Here is a 19,297-nt window from a genome sequence, read left to right on the forward strand (position 1 = left end):
TCAGCGCCGCCGCCGGCTGGGCCCGCCGCACAGGTCAGGCGGCCTCAGCCTGCGGCGGCCCGGCGCACCAACCGGCGTGCCTCGTCGCGGGGCACGCCGGTGGCCCGGAGCAGATCGTTGACGGCGGTACGCAGCTGGGAGACGACGATCGTGCCGGAGAAGCCGAGTCCCTGTCGGCACGCCGCGCCCGCCTCGCGGACCGCGTGCAGCGCCCGTTCGCGGGCCTGCACCGGCTCCCGCGTGGCGAGGAACTCCCGATGCAGCAACCGAACGGCCTCTCCCAGGTGCTCCACCGCGGCCGGCAGGTCGGCCGGCACCGGTTCCTCGTCATGCAGTGTGGTGACGATCCGGCGGACCAGACCGCGGCTGTTGCGGAAGGCCCGCTCCATGTGCTCCACCCCGCCGCGGTACGCGCGGAGTGCCCTCCGTCGGCGCCACCGCACCGGGGATAGCCGGACGACCTCGTCGGCGGCGGTCACCACCTCGCTGAGCCGGTCCAGCTCGGGTTCGGCGGCGCGCATCCGGGACAGCACCTCCTTCGCCCGCCCGATGTCCCCATCCGCGAGTGCCTCCGCGGAGGCGGTCATCTCCCGGGCGAAGAGGTCCAGGGCGGGGTCCGCGGCGCGGCGTACGGTCCGCAGCGGGTTGATCGGCAGGAGCACGAGCACCACGAACAGTCCCACCGCTCCGCCGACCAGCGCGTTGAGCGTTCGGGGTAGCTCCAGGTCCGGCGCGGTCGGGGTGAGGGTGGCGATGAGCACCGCCGTACCGCCGGCCTGGGTCACCAATGCTCCGGTGCCGCGCACCAGCAACGCCAGCGTGATCGCCAGGAAGACGATCACCCCGGTCTGCCACGGCCCGGTGCCGAACAGGCGGATCAGCAGGTCACCCGCCCCGATGCCGAGCACCACCCCGGCGACCAGCTCCAATGTGCGACGGGCACGACTGCCGAGGGACGCCGCGATCACACCGACGGCTGCCGCGGGCGCGAACGTCGGCTCCGTGTTGCCGAGGACCTCGCGGGCCACCAGCCAGGACAGCGCGGCGGCCAGACCAGCCTGGAACCCCACGATCAGGTACGTCTGCAACCGGCGGTAGCCGGCCCGACGGGCAGCGGAGACCCGGGAACGCAGGCTGCCCGGCCCCACTCGCTCGCCGGGAGCCCCGGCCGTCGCGTTCATGGTCGCGGTTACCCGGTGCGACCGGCGACCGAACCTGTCCGCGCGGTCAGGCCGGGTGGGCCATGGTCGCGGCCAGCGTCACCACCCCGGGCAACCGGGTGTCCTGGCGCAGGAACTGCACCACCACCGGCACCGACGAGCGCAGCAGGCAGCCGTACGGTCGGTCCAGTCGCACGGCCTCGGGGTCGATCAGGTCGTTGAGCCGGACGTGGCGTACCCGCCGGGCGTCGACGGTCAGGGTGTAGGGGCCGACCGGCTCGGCGTCCTCGTAATAGATGCGCAGGTCGATGTCGGCGCGGGTGTCGGTGGTGTTGAGGACGCAGATCTGGTCGAAGCTGGTGAACGCCGGTTCGGGTCCGTTGCTGGGGAACGGGATGTGCCCGCCCGGCACGACCCAAAGGCGGGCGCCGACGTCGGGCATCAGGTCTCCTCCAGCAGTCGGGCGAGGTCGGGGCTGCGGAACACGCCGTCCGGGTCGAGCCGCTGGCGTGCCGCCTGGAAGTCGTCCCAGCGGGGATAGAGGGGCCGCAGGTCACGCGCTGTCAGCCAGTGCTTCTTGCCCCAGTGCGGTCGACCGCCGTACTGGCGGAACACCGCCTCCATGTCCCGGAAGTAGTCCTCGTACGGCAGGGACGTGTTCTGTAGGCAGGCGATGGTCGTGGTCGGCCGGCCGTACGCGTTGCTCAACCAGATGTCGTCGGCGGCGATGCTGCGCACCAGCACCCGCCACCCGGCGACGGTGCGATGCCGTTGCATGATGCGCCGTCGGACCTCGGCGAAGCAGGCGGGGAACGCCTCCGACGGCAGCATGTACTCGATCTCCTCGAACCGCAGGTCCCGTTCCTGGGGGATGGTGCGGTGGATCGGGCCGGACCGGACGTCGCGGGGCGCACCGAACGGTTCGGAGTCCGGCACCCGCGGCATGTCCCACCCGCGCTCGTCGGATGTCCCATCGGCACGGTTCAGGGTGCGGATCTGGGTCTGGTCGTTGCGCGGATACCAGTAGAAGTCCATGTTGCGGTTGGTGTGCTGCAACTCGGCGAGGTGGTCGAGGGTCCAGTCGAGGTGCGCGCACCAGCACCGCCGGTGCAACTCGTACCGGGGTTGCACGTCCAGGGTGACCTGGGTGACCACCCCGAGCGCGCCTAGCGACAGCCGCGCCGCGGGCAGCAGGTCTGCGTTCTCGTCGGCCGAGATCTCCAGGACGTCACCCGTGCCGGTGACCAGGCGGACGCCGGCCACCTGCGTGGACAGGTTGCCGAAGCCGAGTCCGGTGCCGTGCGTACCGGTGGCGGTCGCCCCGGCGATCGACTGGTAGTCCACGTCGCCGAGGTTGTCCATGGCCAGACCGGCGTCGTGCAGGCCCTCGCCGAGGGCCTTGAGCTTGGTGCCCGCCCACACCCGCGCCCGACCGGCGTCCTCGGTGATGACACCGGCGAGCCGGTCCACGCTGAGCAGGATGTCGTCGGTGCGGGTCAGGGGGCTCGACGAGTGGCCGGATCCCACTGGGCGGATCGTCCGACCGTCCTGCCGTGCCCGCACGACCAGGTCGCGGACGGTGTCCTCGTCGGCGGGCTCGGCGAACTCCCCGGGCGTGAACGAGAGGCTGCCAGACCAGTTGACGAACCGCCGCATGGCGCGGGTTACCCGACGGCGCGGCCGGTAGTCGCCCTACCCGCAGGCCTTCACCCATCTCGCGTTGATCGAGTGCCTGGTGCGGGGGACCGCGACGCCCTGCACGCCTGGGGCGAGCGCCCGGCCCGGCCGCTGACCGGCCGTCAACGGTCGGCGGAGCCCAGCACCTCGGCGAGGACCTCGACGACGCGTCGGGTGTGACGCCCGTCGGGGTCCTCGTCGGTGTTCAGGTCGGTGACGCTCATCCCGAGCAGCCGGTCGGCGCGGGCCAGTGGCGTGACCAGCGCGATCAGATCCGCCCAGCGGGGGCCGTCCGGCTCGGGATAGCTCACCGACGGCAGGTCCCGCGGGTCCACCACGTCCAGGTCGAGGTGCAGCCAGGCCGGGCCGTCCGCGCCGGTGGCCAGGCCCGCCCCGACCGTGCCCGCGCCCCGCCGCAGCAGTTCGGCGGCGGGCACCTGGTGGATGGCCGGGTCGATCCGGGCCGCCTCGGCGCGGCTGCTGTCGTCGGTGGCCGGGCGGTGCCCGAGCAGGTGGACCCGACCGGGGTCGAGCAGCGGGCCGTCGCAGCCGATGGCGGCGACCGGGCCGTGCCCGGTGACGATCGAGAGGTCCATGTCGGCGGCTTCGCCGGTCGGCGACGTCACGCCGTCGAGGAAGTCCGGGTGGGCGTCCACGAACCACAGCTCGGTAGTCGGCGGCAGGGCACGGCAGATGCCGGGCAGGATGGCGCAGTCGCCGCCGAGCACCAGGGGCCGCCGGCCGTCGGCGATCAGCGCCACGACGCGGGCGGTGATGGCCGCGCCGGCCCGGACCAGGCCGGCGGCGCCGATCACCCCGCTCGCCGGGTCCCGGACAGCGTCGCGCAGGCACGCCTCGTCCACCCGGCCACCGTCGTCGGCGGCCAGGGCGTCCAGCAGGCCGGCGTCGCGCAGCGCGGCGGGGGCCCGTTCCTCACCGCGCCCAGCGCCGGACGAGTCCAGCGGCGCGTCCACGACCGTCCAGCGCACGTCCGCAGCGTACCGGCGAGGTCCGGCCTCCCGGCCACATTCTGTGGCGAGGCTGGGAGTACGCCGATGTGCCCGCGACGGCGATGACGACCGGCGTACGGTGAGGGACAAGTCCGGCTTTCTGGGTCAAAAGCCTCACCGGTGTAGGCCCGGGACGCCGGTATCGAGACGGCGAGGGCAAGGAGCGATCGGTGAGACATCTGGCCTACCTGGACGCGGGATCCGGCAGCCTGATCGTGCAGGCGGTCGTCGGCGGGGTGGCCGGCGCCGCGGTCGCCGCCAAGCTCTACTGGCGACGGCTGGTCGACCGGTTCCGCCGGCAACCCTCCGACCAGCGGTGAGCGGGCCGGTCCCCACGATGGCGATCTCACCCACCGAGGTACGGCCCGAACCGGCCTCCTTCCGCGACCCGGCCAACCGGGTCTTCCACGTCGGCGCCGAGGTTCTGCGCGGGCTGGACACCCGGGCCGCCGAGCACTGGCGGGCGCTGACCGGCAGCAGGTTCTTCCCGGCGCTCGTCGCCGCGGGCAAGGTCTGCGCCACCGAGGACGCCCCGTCGACACTGGTGCCCGCCGCGACCGGGGCGCCGTGGGCCGCAGTGCTGCGTCACGAGCGCATCCCGTTCGTCTCCCACCCGTACGAGTGGTCGTTCAGCATGCTGCGCGACGCCGCGCTGCTGCACGTGGAGATCCTGCGGGCCGCGCTCGGCGAGGGCTTCACCACCAAGGACGGCTCGGCGTACAACCTCCAGTGGCACGGCACCGAGCCAGTCTTCATCGACATCGGCTCCTTCGAGCCGGTCCGCGACGGCGAAGCGTGGGCCGGTTACCGGCAGTTCTGCCAGACCATGCTCTACCCGCTGATGCTCACCGCCCACCTGGGCGTCGACTTCCAACCGTGGCTGCGCGCCCGCGTCGACGGCATCGAGGCCGACGAGCTGCGCCCGCTCTTCGGCGGGGCCCGCCGGCTGCGCCCCGGCGTGCTGACCCATCTGCACCTGCACGGTGCCATGCAGCAGCGCAACGCCGCCGCCAGCACCAGCGACGTCCGCGACCAACTGCGGGCCGCCGGCTTCTCCCGGGAGTTGCTGCTGGCCACCGTACGCGGGATCGAGAAACTGGTCCGCAAGCTAGACCACCGCCCGGCCGGCACCCACTGGTCGGACTACCAGCGCACCTGCGGCTACTCGGCACGCGATCGGGTGGCGAAGGAGCAGTTCGTCGCCGCCTCGGTGGCCGCCGGCGCCCGACCCCGCCTGGTGCTCGACCTCGGCGCCAACGACGGCCGGTACTCCCGGCTGGCGGCCGGGCACGCCGACTACGTGGTCGCCGTCGAGCAGGACCCGGCCGTGGTCGACGAGCTGTACCGCAAGCTGCGCTCCGAGGGGCAGCGCCGGATCCTGCCACTGGTGCTGGACCTCGCCGACCCGTCACCGGGTGGCGGCTGGCGGGGCGTCGAGCGGGCCGGCTTCGCCGAACGGGCGTCCGCCGACGTGGTGCTCGCCCTGGCCGTGGTGCACCACCTGGCGATCGGGCGCAACGTGCCGCTGCCGGAGGTCATCGACTGGCTGGCCGGGCTGACCGCGCCGGGTGGCGCAGTGGTGGTGGAGTTCGTCCACCCGGACGACCCGATGGCAAGCCGGCTGCTGGCCAACAAGCCCGCCGGCCTCTTCCCGGACTACCGGCGCGACACCTTCGAGACGCTGCTGGCCGCCCGGGGTCGGATCACCGAGCGCCTGGAACTGCCCTCGGGCACCCGCACGCTCTACCGGACGGTGATGGGTGGCTGAACCCCCCGCCGCCGACCCGCCAGCGGCCTCCACGCGGTGGTACCAGGGCTGGCGCAGCGAGCTGGGCCGGCTGCTGGAGGTGACGGCCCTGGTCGGCCTGGTGGTCACCCAGCCTCTGCTGGACGTGCTCGGCCGCAGCCCCGACTTCTTCTTGTTCCACCGCGCCGACCCGGCCCAGATCCTGCTGCTGGTCGCCCTGGTGTCGGTGCTGCCCACGGTCGCGGTGGCTCTGCTCGGCGCGCTCAGCCGACTCGCCGGCCGGACCGCCCGCGCCCTCACCCACACCGGGCTGGTCGGCCTGCTGCTCGCCGCCCTCGCCGTGCAGGTGGGCCGACACGTGACGCCGCTTCGGGGCGTACCCCTGCTGCTGGTGGCCGTGCTGGCCGGGGCCGCCGGCGCGGCCGCGCACCGGCGGTGGCGGGCGCCGGGCCGGGTGCTGCGACTGGCCGCCGCCGGGCCGGTGGCCTTCCTGGCGCTCTTCCTGCTCGCCTCGCCCACCTCGGCGGTGGTGCTGCCCCGCGGCGACGGCGGCGCGGCCGGCACCGCGCAGGGCACCGGCGTGCACCCGCCGGTGGTCATGCTGATCCTCGACGAGCTGCCGTTGGTCAGCCTGCTCGGCGCCGACGGGCGGATCGACGCGACCCGGTACCCGCACTTCGCGGAACTGGCCGGCGGCTCGACCTGGTACCGCAACGCCACCGGCGTCAGCGGGTGGACGCCCAACGCGCTGCCGGCGATGCTCACCGGCCGCTACCCGGCCAAGCCCGTCGCCCCGCACTACTCGCAGTACCCGGACAACATCTTCACCGCCTTCGGCGGCCTGTACGACATCCGCGCCGAGGAGAGCATCACCCGCCTCTGCCCGCCCAGCCGCTGCGAACAGCCGGTCACCCCCGAGCAAGGGCTCGGCGTGCTGGTCCGGGAGACCGGCAAGCTGCTCGGCCGCATCGCCGGGCCGACGGAGAGCGCCGTCGACCCGGAGGACTCCTACCGGGAGCAGACCCGCGCCGAGGCCGGCCTGGACGCCGCCGAGCCGGTGCCCGCCGACCCGAAGTTCCGCTGGGACAGCCTCGACGACAATCAGCCGGCCCGCTTCACCAGCTTCCTGGCCGGGCTGAAGCCCACGCCCCGGCCCACCCTGCACTTCCTGCACCTGCTGATGCCGCACTCGCCGTGGGCGTACCTGCCGTCCGGGGCGCGCTACGACGCCCCCGAGGACCTGCCCAACGACGGCGCCGGCTGGGTCGACCTGGCCCGGCAACGGCACCTCGCCCAACTCGGCTACACCGACCGGCTCATCGGCGAGACCCTGCGGACGCTGCGCGCCAGCGGCCTCTACGACCAGGCCCTCGTCGTGGTGACCGCCGACCACGGCGTCAGCTTCCGCCCCGGCGCCCAGGGCCGGGGCATGGACGCGATCAAGGCCGCCGCCGGCGAGGTCGCCTGGGTGCCGATGTTCGTCAAGGAACCCCGGCAGCAGACCGGCCGGGTGGACGACCGCAACTGGGAACACGTCGACCTGCTGCCGACAGTGGCCGACGAGGCCAACATCCGGCTGCCCTGGCGCGTCGACGGCCGCTCCGCCCGACAGGCGCCGCGCACCGACGGCACGAAACACTTCTACGACCGCCCAGGCGAACCGGTCACCTTCCCCGGCGGGGTGCCCACCCCGCCGCCGCTGCCCACACCGCACCCCCTGATCGGCACCGAGGTGCGCGCCGGCCCGCCCGCCGGCAGCGCCCGGGTCGCCGACCTGGCCGCGTTCACCGCCATGGACCCGGACACCGGCACCCTTCCGGCGCTCGTCTGGGGGGACGTCCCGGACCGGATCCCGGACGGCACCCTGCTCGCGGTGGCCGTCAACGGCCGGATCGGGGCCGTCGTCCCGGTCGCGCCGGCCGACCCCGGCGGACGCCGGTTCGCCGCGCTGCTCACCGACGACAGGCTGTTTCGCGCCGGAACCAACCAGCTCGACGTCTACGAGATCGCGACGGACGGTACGCTGCGACGCCTTGCCCTCTCGTGACCTGCCACCGGGTGTCGTCCACCCCTGTCCCGCCCTCGTCCGGCCGTCGTCCGGCCCGTGTCCCGCCCAACGGGATCCCGGGTTTCCCGGCGGCCCGGTCGGGAATCGGGTGACGCATGCCTCACCGCCGAACCACGGCGGGCGTTGTCCCCCGAACCGCAATTACGGTAGAAGCGAAGGCAATTCAACGTAGATCTGCCGGCGAAGCGAGGAACCACATGACGGAAGTCAAGCTCGATCACCCCGGTGGGCAGCTGTCGATGCCGGTACATCCCGCGGTCGAGGGCCCCGCCGGTATCGGGGTGAGCAAGCTGCTGAAGGAAACCGGGATGACCACGTACGACCCCGGTTTCGTCAACACCGCCGCTGCCTCATCCGCGATCACCTACATCGACGGCGACGCGGGGATCCTGCGTTACCGGGGATACCCGATCGAGCAGCTGGCCGAGAAGTCCTCCTTCCTGGAGGTCTCGTACCTGCTCATCTACGGTGAGCTGCCGAGCGAGCAGCAGCTGACCGAGTTCACCGAGTGGATTCGGCGGCACTCGCTGCTGCACGAGGAGATGCGCCGCTTCTTCGACGGCTTCCCCCGGGACGCCCACCCGATGGCGGTGCTGTCCTCCGCGGTGAGCGCCCTGTCCACCTTCTACCAGGACAGCCTGGACCCGTTCGACTCCGAGCACGTGGAGATCTCGACGGTCCGGCTCATGGCGAAGGTGCCCACCATCGCCTCGTACGCGTACAAGAAGTCCATCGGGCAGCCGCTGCTCTACCCGGACAACTCGCTCGGGTACGTGGACAACCTGCTGCGGATGACGTTCGGCGTGCCGGCGGAGCCGTACGAGGTCGACCCGGTGATGTCGAAGGTGCTGGACATGCTCTTCGTCCTGCACGCCGACCACGAGCAGAACTGCTCCACCTCGACCGTCCGCCTGGTCGGCTCCAGCAACGCCAACCTGTTCGCCTCGGTCTCCGCCGGTGTGAACGCGCTGTTCGGCCCGCTGCACGGCGGCGCCAACCAGGCGGTGCTGGAGATGCTCCAGCAGATCCACGCCGGCGACGACGACGTCCGGTCCTTCGTCCGCAAGGTCAAGGACAAGGAGGACGGCGTCAAGCTGATGGGCTTCGGCCACCGGGTCTACAAGAACTACGACCCGCGTGCGGCGATCGTCAAGAAGGCCGCGCAGGACGTGCTGGGCCGGATGGCCAAGCCCGACCCGCTGCTGGACATCGCCATGGAGCTGGAGGAGATCGCGCTCGCCGACGACTTCTTCGTCTCCCGGCGGCTCTACCCGAACGTGGACTTCTACACCGGCCTGATCTACAAGGCCATGGGCTTCCCGACCAAGATGTTCACGGTGCTCTTCGCGCTCGGCCGGCTCCCCGGCTGGATCGCCCAGTGGCGCGAGATGATCAGCGACCCGGAGACGAAGATCGGCCGTCCGCGGCAGGTCTACGTCGGCTCCGCCGAGCGGGACTACGTCCCCTTCGCCGACCGCTGACGTCCGTCTTTCCCGCTTTCCCGCAACACCGGCAGGCCGTCGACCGATCCAGGTCGACGGCCTGCCGCATTCCCGCGCGCGGCGTGGCGGCTTAGCGCAGGCCGGCGGCGGCGAGCAGGTTGCCTTCGGGGAGCGCCGGGAGGGCGCGGCCCTGGGACATGCGCTGCTCGGCGCGTTCGGCCGTGAACGTGGCGTCCGAGGTGATGGCGGCGGCGTAGCTGGCGGCGGTGCGCTGGGCGATGGCCGACCAGCCGTACTGGTCGTGGACCATCCGGCGGGCACGACGGGCCATGACGCGGGCGCGGTCGGAGTCGGACAGCAGGGCGTCCACGGCGTCGGTGAGACCGTCCGGGTCGTGCGGGCGGAAGGTCATGCCGGTGACGCCCGGCTCGACGATCTCGGCGAGGCCACCGGTGGCGGCGACCGCGAGGGGCGCGCCGGCTGCGGCGCCTTCCAGGGCGACCATGCCGAACGGCTCGTAGATGCTCGGCACGGCGAAGCAGTCGGACGCGGCCATCAGCGCCGGCAGGTCGGTGCCGCCGAGGAAGCCCGGCATGCTGACCATGCCGCCGAGGCCGCGGCGGTGCACCTCGGCCTCCAGTTCGGCGCGGTACGGGCCGTCACCGGCGATCACGGCACGCAGCCCGGGGTGCCGCTCGCGCAACCGGGCCAGCCCGGCGATGAGGTGCTGCACACCCTTCTCGTACACGAGGCGGCCGGCGAAGGTGACCAGCGGGCCGTCCCCGGCGAAGCGGGCGCGGGCGGCGGCGACCGCGCGGGCGGGCACCCGCCAGCGGTGCGGCTCGACGCCGTTGGCCACCACGTCGACCCGTCCGGCCGGTACGCCGAAGAGCGCGTTCACCTCGTCGCGCATGTAGCCGGAGCAGACGATCAGCCGGTTGGACTCACTGGTGAGCCACTGCTCGACGCCGTGGATGGTGCGGTTCATCTCTTCCGGGAGCCAGCCCTGGTGCCGGCCGGCCTCCGTGGCGTGGATGGTGCTGACCAGTGGGATGTCCAGGTGGTCGCGCAACGTCATCGCGGTGTGCGCGACGAGCCAGTCGTGGGCGTGGATGACGTCGTACGAGCCAGCCTGGGTGGCGCGCAGGGCGGTGCGGGTGAGGGTGTGGTTGAAGGCCATGGTCCAGGCCAGCAGGGAGCCGGTGGCGAGGGGGAACGTCACCGGGTCTTCGGGGGCGCGCAGGATGCGCACGCCGTCGGCGTACTCCTCCAGGGGTGCGCCTTCGCTGTGGCGGGTGACGACGGTGACCTCGTGGCCGGCGGCGGCGAGGGCGACGGAGAGCGCGTGCACGTGTCGGCCGAGGCCGCCGACGAGCACCGGCGGGTACTCCCAGGACAGCATGAGGATGCGACGGGTCTGCGGGGGCACCCCGGGGCCGGACTGCGTCGGCACGGGCGTGCCGGGCTGCGCGGAGAGGCCGGGCTGCGCCGGAAGCTGGGGCCGGGAGGTCACTGTGGGCCGGTGGGCCCGGTCCTTGGTGGCAGCGAGCTGCTCGTCGACCCGCAGGGTCGTCACATCAATCTCCGTCCATGCATGGTGGTACGCGCCGGCGTCAGTGGCGGCGGAGTAAGAGGTGTAAGGGGTGGCCGAGGGCCTGGCGGGGCGCGCGCGGACGCTTGCCCCCGAACAAGGAAAGTGCATCGGGCCCAAGAACGCACCTCGAAAAGGGCCATCGTGACGGACGACACCCGATCGGTGTAGCGCGCATCAGACGGGCGGTTTTCGCCCGTCGCCTGAAAGGATGGATTGGCGCGCCCGGGCCGGGGGCACTACCTGCGTGCGCGCGGGCGATCTCGGCCGGTGCGCACATAACCATGGTCTAAGGAGCGACATGCAGGTCTGGCCGGGCGAGAGGTATCCCCTGGGCGCCACCTACGACGGGATGGGCACCAACTTCGCCATCTTCTCCGAGGTGGCCGAGCGGATCGAGCTGTGCCTCTTCGACGAGTGGGACACCGGCGCGGAGCGCCGTGTCGAGCTGCGCGAGGTGGACGCCTACGTGTGGCACGCGTACCTGCCGGGCATCGAGCCGGGCCAGCGCTACGGCTACCGGGTGCACGGCCCGTACGACCCGGCGAACGGGCTGCGCTGCAACCCGCACAAGCTGCTGCTCGACCCGTACGCCAAGGCCATTGACGGTGACATCCAGTGGGACCCGGCGGTCTACGACTACGACATGTCGGAGCCGGAGCGGATGAACGAGGCGGACTCGGCGCCGTTCATGCCGAAGTCGGTGGTGGTCAACCCGTACTTCGACTGGGGCAACGACAAGCCGCCGCGCACCCCTTACCACCACTCGGTGATCTACGAGGCGCACGTACGCGGGCTGACCATGCGCCACCCGGACATCCCGGAGGAGCTGCGCGGCACGTACGCCGGCATCGCCTCCCCGCCGATGATCGACTATCTGACCCGGCTCGGGATCACGGCGATCGAGTTGATGCCGGTGCACGAGTTCGTGCACGACCACCGTCTCGTGGACCTGGGGCTGCGCAACTACTGGGGTTACAACACGATCGGCTTCTTCGCCCCGCACCACGGCTACTCGGCACTGGGCCGCCTCGGTCAGCAGGTGCAGGAGTTCCGGGGGATGGTCAAGGCGCTGCACGCGGCCGGCATCGAGGTCATCCTCGACGTGGTCTACAACCACACCGCAGAGGGCAACCACCTCGGGCCGACGTTGAGCTTCAAGGGTGTGGACGCTCCGAGCTACTACCGGCTCAGCGAGGAGGATCGCCGCTACTTCGTCGACTACACGGGCACCGGCAACAGCCTCAACGTGCGCAGCCCCCACTCCCTGCAACTGATCATGGATTCGCTGCGGTACTGGGTGACCGAGATGCACGTCGACGGCTTCCGCTTCGACCTGGCCGCCACCCTGGCCCGCGAGTTCTACGAGGTGGATCGGCTGTCCACCTTCTTCGAGGTGGTGCAGCAGGACCCGGTGGTCAGCCAGGTGAAGCTGATCGCCGAACCGTGGGACGTCGGCCCGGGCGGCTACCAGGTGGGCAACTTCCCGCCGTTGTGGACGGAGTGGAACGGAAAATACCGCGACACGGTCCGAGACTTCTGGCGCGGCGAGCCGGCGACCCTCGCCGAGTTCGCGTCGCGGATCTCCGGTTCGGCCGACCTCTACCAGGACGACGGGCGCCGCCCGTTCCACAGCATCAACTTCGTCACCGTCCACGACGGGTTCACGCTGAACGACCTGGTGTCGTACAACGACAAGCACAATGAGGCCAACGGCGAGGAGAACCGGGACGGCGAGAGCCACAACCGTTCCTGGAACTGTGGGGTCGAGGGTGACACCGACGACGAGGCGGTGCTCGCGCTGCGGGCCAAGCAGCGGCGCAACTTCCTGGCCACGCTGATGCTGTCGCAGGGCGTGCCGATGATCGGCCACGGCGACGAGCTGGGTCGCACCCAGCACGGCAACAACAACGTCTACTGCCAGGACAGCGAGCTGGCCTGGGTCGACTGGGACAACGTCGACGAGCAGCTGTTGGAGTTCGTCCAGACGTTGACCGCGTTCCGCAAACGGCACCAGGTGTTCCGCCGCCGCCGGTTCTTCACCGGCCTGCCGGTGGGTGGGCGTGGCAGCGACGAGCCGCTGCCCGACCTGGCCTGGCACACCCCCGACGGGCGGGAGATGACCGGCGACGACTGGGGCAACGACTTCGGCCGCTCGGTGGCGCTGTTCGTCAACGGTGAGGGCATCCGGGAACGCGGCCAGTACGGCCAGAAACACCACGACGCCTCGTTCCTGCTCTGCTTCAACGCCCACGACGCGCCGCTGGACTTCACCATGCCCGGCAGCGAGTACGGCCAGAAGTGGGAACGGGTGATCAGCACTGCCGAACCGGAGCCGGGCGACGCCACGGTGATCAGCGCGGGCGGCACCATCCGGGTGCCGGACCGGTCCCTCGTCGTGCTGGAGAGGACGATCTGACATGCCGGCCACCCCTCCAAAGGCCACCTACCGCGTCCAGGTCCGCCCCGGCTTCGACCTGGACGCCACCGCCGCGATCGTCGACTACCTCGATGACCTCGGCGTCAGCCACCTCTACAGCGCCCCGCTGCTGGCCGCCACCCCCGGCTCTCAGCACGGCTACGACGTGGTCGACCACCGGGAGGTCAACCCGGAGGTGGGCGGCGAGGCCGGTCGGCAGCGGCTGCTGCGGGCGCTGCGCGACAAGCAACTCGGGCTCGTCGTCGACATCGTGCCCAACCACGCCGGGGTCGCCGTCCCCGCGGCCAACCCCGCCTGGTGGGACGTGCTGCGCCGGGGGCGCGACTCGGCGTACGCCGACTGGTTCGACATCGACTGGGACCGGGGCCGGCTGCTGCTGCCGGTGCTGGCCGACGACCCGGCCGCCCTGGACGACCTCAAGGTGGTCGACAACGAGCTGCGCTACCACGAGCACCGCTTCCCGATCGCCGACGGCACCGGCGACGGCAGCGCGGCGGAGGTGCACGACCGGCAGCACTACGAGCTGGTCTCCTGGCGTCGGGGTGACGCCGAGCTGACGTACCGCCGATTCTTCGCCATCGCGGGCCTGGCGGGTCTGCGCGTGGAGGACCCGGCGGTGTTCGCCGCCACCCACGACCTCATCCTGCGCTGGGCCGCCGCCGGGGAGGTCGACGGCATCCGCGTCGACCACCCGGACGGCCTACGCGACCCGGCCGGCTACCTGGCCAGGCTGCGGGCCGCCGCGCCGCAGGCCTGGCTCGTGGTGGAGAAGATCCTGGAGTACGGCGAGGAGCTGCCGGACTGGCCGGTGGACGGCACGACCGGCTACGACGCCCTGGCAGCGGTCGGCGGGCTCTTCATCGACACCGACGCCGAGGGTGACTTCACCGCCCTGGACACCCGCCTGACCGGGCAGCACACCTCCTGGGAGGACCTGACCCACGCCACCAAGCTGGCCGCCGCCACCCGGCTGCTCGCCGCCGAGCTGACCCGGCTGGCCGCCCTCGCCCCCGAGGTGCCCACCGAGCAGGCCCGCGCGGCGCTCGCCGAGCTGGCCGCCGCGTTCCCGGTCTACCGCGGTTACCCGCCGCACGGCGCCCGGCACCTCGCCGCCGCCCGCTCCGAGGCCGGCCGCCGTCGCCCCGACCTGGCCGCCGCCCTGGACGCGATCACCCGCCGGCTGCGCAACCCCGACGACGAGCTGGGCCAACGGTTCCCGCAGCTCACCGGCGCGGTGATGGCCAAGGGCGTGGAGGACACCGCGTTCTACCGGTGGAGCCGGTTCGTGGCGCTCAACGAGGTCGGCGACAGCCCCGCCTACTTCGGGGTGTCGCCGGCGGAGTTCCACCGTTTCGCCGGCGCCCGCCAGGTGCGCTGGCCCGCCAGCATGACCACCCTCTCCACCCACGACACCAAGCGCGGCGAGGACGTCCGCGCCCGCCTCGCCGTGCTCAGCGAGCTGCCGGGCCGCTGGGCCGAGCAGGTCAAGGCCTGGATGGAGTACGCCCCGCTGCCCGACCCGTCGTTCGCCCACCTGCTGTGGCAGACCGCCGTCGGCGCCTGGCCCATCGAGCGGGAGCGACTGCACGCGTACGTGGAGAAGGCCGCCCGGGAGGCCGGGGCCTCGACCAGTTGGGCGGATCCCGACCCGGCCTTCGAGCAGGCAGTGCACGCCGTGGTCGACCTGATGTACGACGACCCGAGCCTGCACGACGAGCTGACCGAACTCGCCGCGGCGATCACCCCGGCCGGCTGGTGCAACTCCCTCGGGCAGAAGCTCGTGCAACTCACCATGCCCGGTGTGCCGGACACCTACCAGGGCACCGAGCTGTGGGACAACTCCCTCGTCGACCCGGACAACCGCCGCCCGGTCGACTTCGACGTACGCCGAGAGTTGCTGGCACGGATCGACGGCGGCTGGCGTCCCCCGATCGACACCGACGGCGCAGCGAAGCTGCTCGTCGTGTCGCGAACCCTGCGGTTGCGGCGGGCGCACCCGGAGCTGTTCACCGGCTACCGACCGGTGCCGGCGCACGGCCCGGTGGGCCGGCACGCGGTGGCGTTTGACCGGGGTGGCGTGATCGCCGTGGCGACCCGCCTGCCGCTGGGCCTGGCCCGCGCCGGCGGCTGGTGTGACACGGCCCTGTCGCTTCCCGTTAACGAGGTTACCGACCTGTTCACCGGCCGGGTCTACAGTGGCGGTGAGACGCCCCTGGACGACCTCCTGGCCGATTATCCCGTCGCACTGCTGGCTCCTCCCACCGCTTCCGTGGAGGCTGCTTCATGACCGAATTCTCCGTGTGGGCACCGGACGCCACCCGCGTCAGGCTGCGCCTGGCCGGCGACTCCGACCACGAGATGCGCGCCGCCGCCGACGGGTGGTGGCGGGTCGACGTCCCCGACGCCGGCCTCGACTACTCCTTTCTGCTGAACGACGACGAAACGCCGCTGCCCGACCCCCGGTCACCGTGGCAGCCTGCGGGGGTGCACGGGCCGAGCCGACGCTACGACCACGCGGCCTTCGCGTGGTCCGACAGCTCGTGGACCGGCCGGCAACTGCCCGGCAGCATCCTCTACGAGCTGCACATCGGCACCTTCACCCCGGACGGCACCTTCGACGCGGCCATCGACCGCCTCGATCACCTGGTGTCGCTGGGTGTCGACCTGATCGAGCTGCTCCCGGTCAACGCCTTCAACGGCGAACACAACTGGGGGTACGACGGCGTCTGCTGGTATGCCCCGCACGAGCCCTACGGCGGCCCCGACGGCCTGAAACGGTTCGTCGACGCTGCCCACGCTCGCGGTTTGGGGGTGATCCTCGACGTCGTCTACAACCATTTCGGGCCCTCCGGGGCCTACGCGCCGCAGTTCGGGCCCTACCTCGCCGAGCAGAGCAACAGTTGGGGCCGCTCGGTCAACCTGGACGGGCCGCACTCCGACGAGGTACGCCGCTACATCATCGACAGCGTGCTCATGTGGCTGCGCGACTACCACGTCGACGGGCTGCGGTTGGATGCCGTGCACGCGCTGCCGGACACCCGCGCGGTGCCGCTGCTCGAAGAGCTGGCGATTGAGGTCGAGGCTCTGTCGACGCACCTGGGGCGGCCGTTGTCGCTGATCGCCGAATCCGACCTCAACGACCCGCGGCTCATCACCCCTCGCGAGGCGGGCGGGTTCGGGCTGCACGCGCAGTGGAACGACGACGCGCACCACGCGCTGCACACGTTGCTGACGGGGGAGCGGCAGGGCTATTACGGCGACTTCGGGTCCCTGGAGACGCTGTCGGACGTGCTGACCGGTGGGTTCTTCCACGCGGGGACCTGGTCCAGCTTCCGTAACCGGCACCATGGGCGGCCTGTCGATCCTCGGGTGCCGGGGCACCGGTTCGTGGCGTACCTGCAGAACCATGACCAGATCGGGAACCGGGCTACCGGGGATCGGATCTCGGCTTCGTTGTCGCCTTCTCTTCTGCGGGTTGGGGCCACGTTGCTGTTGACCGCGCCGTTCACCCCCATGTTGTTCATGGGGGAGGAGTGGGCGGCTTCAACGCCGTGGCAGTTCTTCACGTCGCACCCTGAGCCGGAGTTGGCGTCTGCGGTGCGGACCGGGCGGCGGCGGGAGTTCGCTTCGCACGGGTGGCCCGAGGGGGACGTGCCTGATCCGCAGGACCCGCAGACGTTTGTACGGTCGCGGTTGGACTGGGCTGAGCTGGACAAGCCTGAGCATCGGGAGATGTTGGCTTTTTACCAGCGGTTGATTGGGCTGCGGCGGTCTTTGCCGGATCTCTCGGATCCTCGGTTGAACGCGGTTTCCGTGCAGCATGGGGACCAGTTTTTGCTGATGCGGCGGGGGGACACCTTGGTCGTGGCGAACTTGGCTGGGCGGGGGCAGGGGGTGTCGCTGCCTGGGGTGGCTCGGCGGGTGCTGCTGGCTACGGGGGAGGGGGTCACCGTTATGCGGGACCGGATCGAGTTGCCGGCGGAGACTGCGGCGATCGTGGCGCTCTAAGGTCCGATTGGCCCCTCAAGGCAGAGCAGACGAATGTGGCGGGAGCCGACCGGGGATGCGGCCAGACAGTCGCCGAGCAACAATGAGATGGGTTTCCGGTTCAAAATTGGGCGAGGGTCAGCCGGCGGCTTGCCAACGGTGGCGCACACCGGAACCTCGGACCCTAATCCACGGCATCGTCAATAAGGCCATACGGGGGCACATTGCGATCACGGGTGTACCGAACGACAACATCTTCTGCAACGGTGTCAGGCGGACTGTTATCGACAACAACCAGCTGAGCACCCCGGCCGGCGTCAGATAGCCAATTCTTTGCATGTCGATAAAAGTTTTCTACCAGCCGTGAGTCAGCGAAATCAGAATCATCTGTATTAGCTGAGTGCCCGAGATTCTTCTGCGGACTGTCGATGACTAGTAATCCTGGTGCGTGAGAGCTCGTTTCGAATGAAACTTCCCAAAGGGCGAGATACCAGGCAAGGCTAATCAAAACGAGACCGCCGCTGCTAGCCGAAGTGTAAGGCAGCCCGCGAACGAAGGGTACGAGTCTTTCATTGAGGTATGGATCCCTAAGCTTGGGATATCCAAAGTCTGAAAGAATTTCACCGAATCGCTGGGAAAGCTTGCTGTAGACTGCTGTTCGATCCGGCCGCACAGATGCTTCGCGCTGTTCGGAGCGCAGCCGGGATGCTTGGACGGCAAGACGTTCAGCCACCGCTTCGGCTTGACGCACACGTTCCCACAACCGCAGACCGGCCTCGCTTTCTTGCAATTTCAATAGGGTATTTGCATGTTCCGCTGCTATCGCGTCACGAGCAGCAAGGTACGGCGCAGGAACTTCCGTAACCCGGTTCACGTGGCTAGCTGCGATTTCCACTGCGCGATCAGCCGCGATTCGTTCGGCTCTGAGTATCTGAAGATCACGATCCAGGCGTGCCCAGTAGTCGTTCAACTCGTTGAGTCGGCGCGTCGTCGCTCTAAGTTCACCGTCGAGCACCTTCATTGCATCGACGCCCGCCGAGTCGTCTGGATTGGCGGTCACGGCATCGTGGATTGCCGTAGGATCGAGATCCTCTGAACTCCTTTCCGCTGCCTCATTGCTCGCTATGACGGAACCCAGCGTCAACCGTCCGTCTTCCGCCGGAAGTTCATGGCCGCAGAGACTGCACTCGCCCTCCACGATTCGGGGCGCCTCCTTCAAAGGCGACAGGCAGGCGGGACAGGACGACACATGTAAGGGATCGAACAGGCGTTCAGCTTCCTTGAGGAACGTCAGCTTCTTTTTGTCGTCCGCGTATTGACCCCGCAAGGAGCTTAATCGTTCCATCAGGCTCTCGCGATCACGGACTCGAATTGCTGCCGAAGCCGCCACGTCTTGCGCTTCGGCCAGACTCCTTCGTAATCCGGTGATCGACTCATCGCGTGCGCTTTGCTCGCTGTCGAGATTCGCTAACTGCTGAGCTAATGTGGTAGCCCGTGCGCGTGCCCTATCTCGGTCGCTTTCCAGGACAAGGGGGCCAAGGGGGTGTTCTTGATGAATGACGGCGCTCAGCGATTTAGCCAGCTTGTCGGCTTGGGTTGCGGCTTCCCCAGCGCGTCGGGCACGTGCCGCCAAGTCCGCACCCGCAACGTCATGGATGTCAAAAAGGACATCAATTGTTTGGTAGAACTTTTGGCGGGCCATGTGATGCGAATGCTCAAAAACGAGGTTCTTGTTGTCCAGTCTGTCGTTTGGTAGGCAAATCAGGCGGAAGACATCCCGGATGCTCAGCATCTGTGACGCCGACTCTTGTTTTGTTGGCGCTTCGGGCAGGGCAATGTTATCCATGCCGCAGGCTGCCAATAGTCGTTGTGATAACCCAGTTGGATCCGAGGGGGGATCGACGGGGACGCGAACTTCTGGAGCCGCTCCGAGGGTGCCGAGCGAAGCTTGCCAGATAGAGGCAAACTTCGATGGTGGCCCGACCGCAGCACGTTCTATGCAATGAAACTGGCCAGAAAGTAAAGTCTCAAGAAGGGCAGAGCGAACAAATCCTAGAATCTCGGGATGCTGTGGGTGCTCGTTATCGCCCAAGCAGTATCGGATGAAGTCGACCACGCTAGTCTTACCCGTTTGGCTTGGGCCAGCGATCACTGACATTGGACGCCAGAGACTGC

The 19,297-nt window shown here is 70.1% G+C and carries 13 protein-coding genes; 7 read left to right on the forward strand and 6 right to left on the reverse strand.

All coding sequences use genetic code 11. The features are described from left to right. Positions 1-44: 44 nt before the first annotated feature. The 4 genes from GA0070619_RS11000 to GA0070619_RS11015 form a co-directional block, all read right to left on the reverse strand. Complete coding sequence (locus tag GA0070619_RS11000) at positions 45-1,181, reverse strand: FUSC family protein (protein ID WP_088947965.1); 1,137 nt, start codon at positions 1,179-1,181, stop codon at positions 45-47. A gap of 46 nt (positions 1,182-1,227) precedes the next feature. Next, the gene (locus GA0070619_RS11005; protein ID WP_172862025.1) at positions 1,228-1,602 is read right to left on the reverse strand and encodes a sensory rhodopsin transducer; all 375 of its coding nucleotides are present in this window, start codon (positions 1,600-1,602) and stop codon (positions 1,228-1,230) included. Further along, entirely contained in the window at positions 1,602-2,816 is a 1,215-nt protein-coding gene (locus GA0070619_RS11010) for a D-arabinono-1,4-lactone oxidase (protein ID WP_088947967.1), read from the reverse strand. Before GA0070619_RS11010 ends, GA0070619_RS11005 begins: the two co-directional genes overlap by 1 nt. A 143-nt stretch (positions 2,817-2,959) precedes the next feature. Beyond that, on the reverse strand, positions 2,960-3,826 hold the full coding sequence (locus tag GA0070619_RS11015; protein ID WP_157743972.1) for an arginase family protein: 867 nt from the start codon (positions 3,824-3,826) through the stop codon (positions 2,960-2,962). A 191-nt stretch (positions 3,827-4,017) separates the two neighbouring features. Here GA0070619_RS11015 and GA0070619_RS32790 point away from each other — a divergent pair, with 191 nt between their 5' ends. The 4 genes from GA0070619_RS32790 (at position 4,018) to GA0070619_RS11030 (ending at position 9,143) form a co-directional block, all read left to right on the forward strand. Continuing rightward, positions 4,018-4,167 carry a hypothetical protein gene (locus tag GA0070619_RS32790; RefSeq protein ID WP_172862026.1) on the forward strand — a complete coding sequence of 50 codons (150 nt, stop codon included), beginning with the start codon at positions 4,018-4,020 and terminating at the stop codon, positions 4,165-4,167. Between the two features lie 17 nt (positions 4,168-4,184). Then, a complete protein-coding gene (locus GA0070619_RS11020) occupies positions 4,185-5,615 on the forward strand; it encodes a class I SAM-dependent methyltransferase (RefSeq protein ID WP_088951717.1) in 1,431 nt (476 codons plus the stop codon). Beyond that, complete coding sequence (locus GA0070619_RS11025) at positions 5,608-7,641, forward strand: sulfatase-like hydrolase/transferase (protein WP_088947969.1); 2,034 nt, start codon at positions 5,608-5,610, stop codon at positions 7,639-7,641. Before GA0070619_RS11020 ends, GA0070619_RS11025 begins: the two co-directional genes overlap by 8 nt. Before the next feature lie 218 nt (positions 7,642-7,859). Next, positions 7,860-9,143, forward strand: coding sequence for a citrate synthase (locus GA0070619_RS11030; RefSeq protein WP_088947970.1), 1,284 nt, complete (start codon positions 7,860-7,862; stop codon positions 9,141-9,143). A 91-nt stretch (positions 9,144-9,234) separates the two neighbouring features. On the opposite strand, the gene GA0070619_RS11035 is transcribed toward GA0070619_RS11030, so the two are convergent. Beyond that, entirely contained in the window at positions 9,235-10,680 is a 1,446-nt protein-coding gene (locus GA0070619_RS11035) for a glycosyltransferase family 4 protein (protein WP_088947971.1), read from the reverse strand. Positions 10,681-10,996: 316 nt separating this feature from the next. On the opposite strand from GA0070619_RS11035, the gene glgX reads away from it, so the two are divergent. From glgX to treZ, 3 genes are read left to right on the forward strand one after another with little or no spacing between them, the layout of a single operon-like run. Then, the gene (gene glgX / locus GA0070619_RS11040; RefSeq protein WP_088947972.1) at positions 10,997-13,114 is read left to right on the forward strand and encodes a glycogen debranching protein GlgX; all 2,118 of its coding nucleotides are present in this window, start codon (positions 10,997-10,999) and stop codon (positions 13,112-13,114) included. A 1-nt stretch (position 13,115) separates the two neighbouring features. After that, the gene (gene treY, locus GA0070619_RS11045) at positions 13,116-15,422 is read left to right on the forward strand and encodes a malto-oligosyltrehalose synthase (protein WP_088947973.1); all 2,307 of its coding nucleotides are present in this window, start codon (positions 13,116-13,118) and stop codon (positions 15,420-15,422) included. Then, positions 15,419-17,143: a malto-oligosyltrehalose trehalohydrolase gene (gene treZ, locus GA0070619_RS11050; protein ID WP_088947974.1), complete on the forward strand. Its 1,725-nt coding sequence runs from the start codon at positions 15,419-15,421 to the stop codon at positions 17,141-17,143. Before treY ends, treZ begins: the two co-directional genes overlap by 4 nt. 163 nt (positions 17,144-17,306) lie before the next feature. On the opposite strand, the gene GA0070619_RS32340 is transcribed toward treZ, so the two are convergent. After that, positions 17,307-19,238: a DNA recombination protein RecN gene (locus GA0070619_RS32340; RefSeq protein WP_157743973.1), complete on the reverse strand. Its 1,932-nt coding sequence runs from the start codon at positions 19,236-19,238 to the stop codon at positions 17,307-17,309. Between the last annotated feature and the right edge of the window lie 59 nt (positions 19,239-19,297).

Origin of the sequence: Micromonospora zamorensis (assembly GCF_900090275.1) — a bacterium.
GTDB classification, from domain to species: Bacteria; Actinomycetota; Actinomycetes; order Mycobacteriales; family Micromonosporaceae; genus Micromonospora; species Micromonospora zamorensis.

Coding starts and splice junctions, on each gene's coding strand:
- GA0070619_RS11010 (WP_088947967.1), bottom strand. CDS start 2,816: ATGCGGCGGTTCGTCAACTGGTCTGGCAGCCTCTCGTTCACGCCCGGG.
- treY (WP_088947973.1), top strand. CDS start 13,116: ATGCCGGCCACCCCTCCAAAGGCCACCTACCGCGTCCAGGTCCGCCCC.
- GA0070619_RS11020 (WP_088951717.1), top strand. CDS start 4,185: ATGGCGATCTCACCCACCGAGGTACGGCCCGAACCGGCCTCCTTCCGC.
- GA0070619_RS11030 (WP_088947970.1), top strand. CDS start 7,860: ATGACGGAAGTCAAGCTCGATCACCCCGGTGGGCAGCTGTCGATGCCG.
- glgX (WP_088947972.1), top strand. CDS start 10,997: ATGCAGGTCTGGCCGGGCGAGAGGTATCCCCTGGGCGCCACCTACGAC.
- GA0070619_RS11000 (WP_088947965.1), bottom strand. CDS start 1,181: ATGAACGCGACGGCCGGGGCTCCCGGCGAGCGAGTGGGGCCGGGCAGC.
- GA0070619_RS11005 (WP_172862025.1), bottom strand. CDS start 1,602: ATGCCCGACGTCGGCGCCCGCCTTTGGGTCGTGCCGGGCGGGCACATC.
- treZ (WP_088947974.1), top strand. CDS start 15,419: ATGACCGAATTCTCCGTGTGGGCACCGGACGCCACCCGCGTCAGGCTG.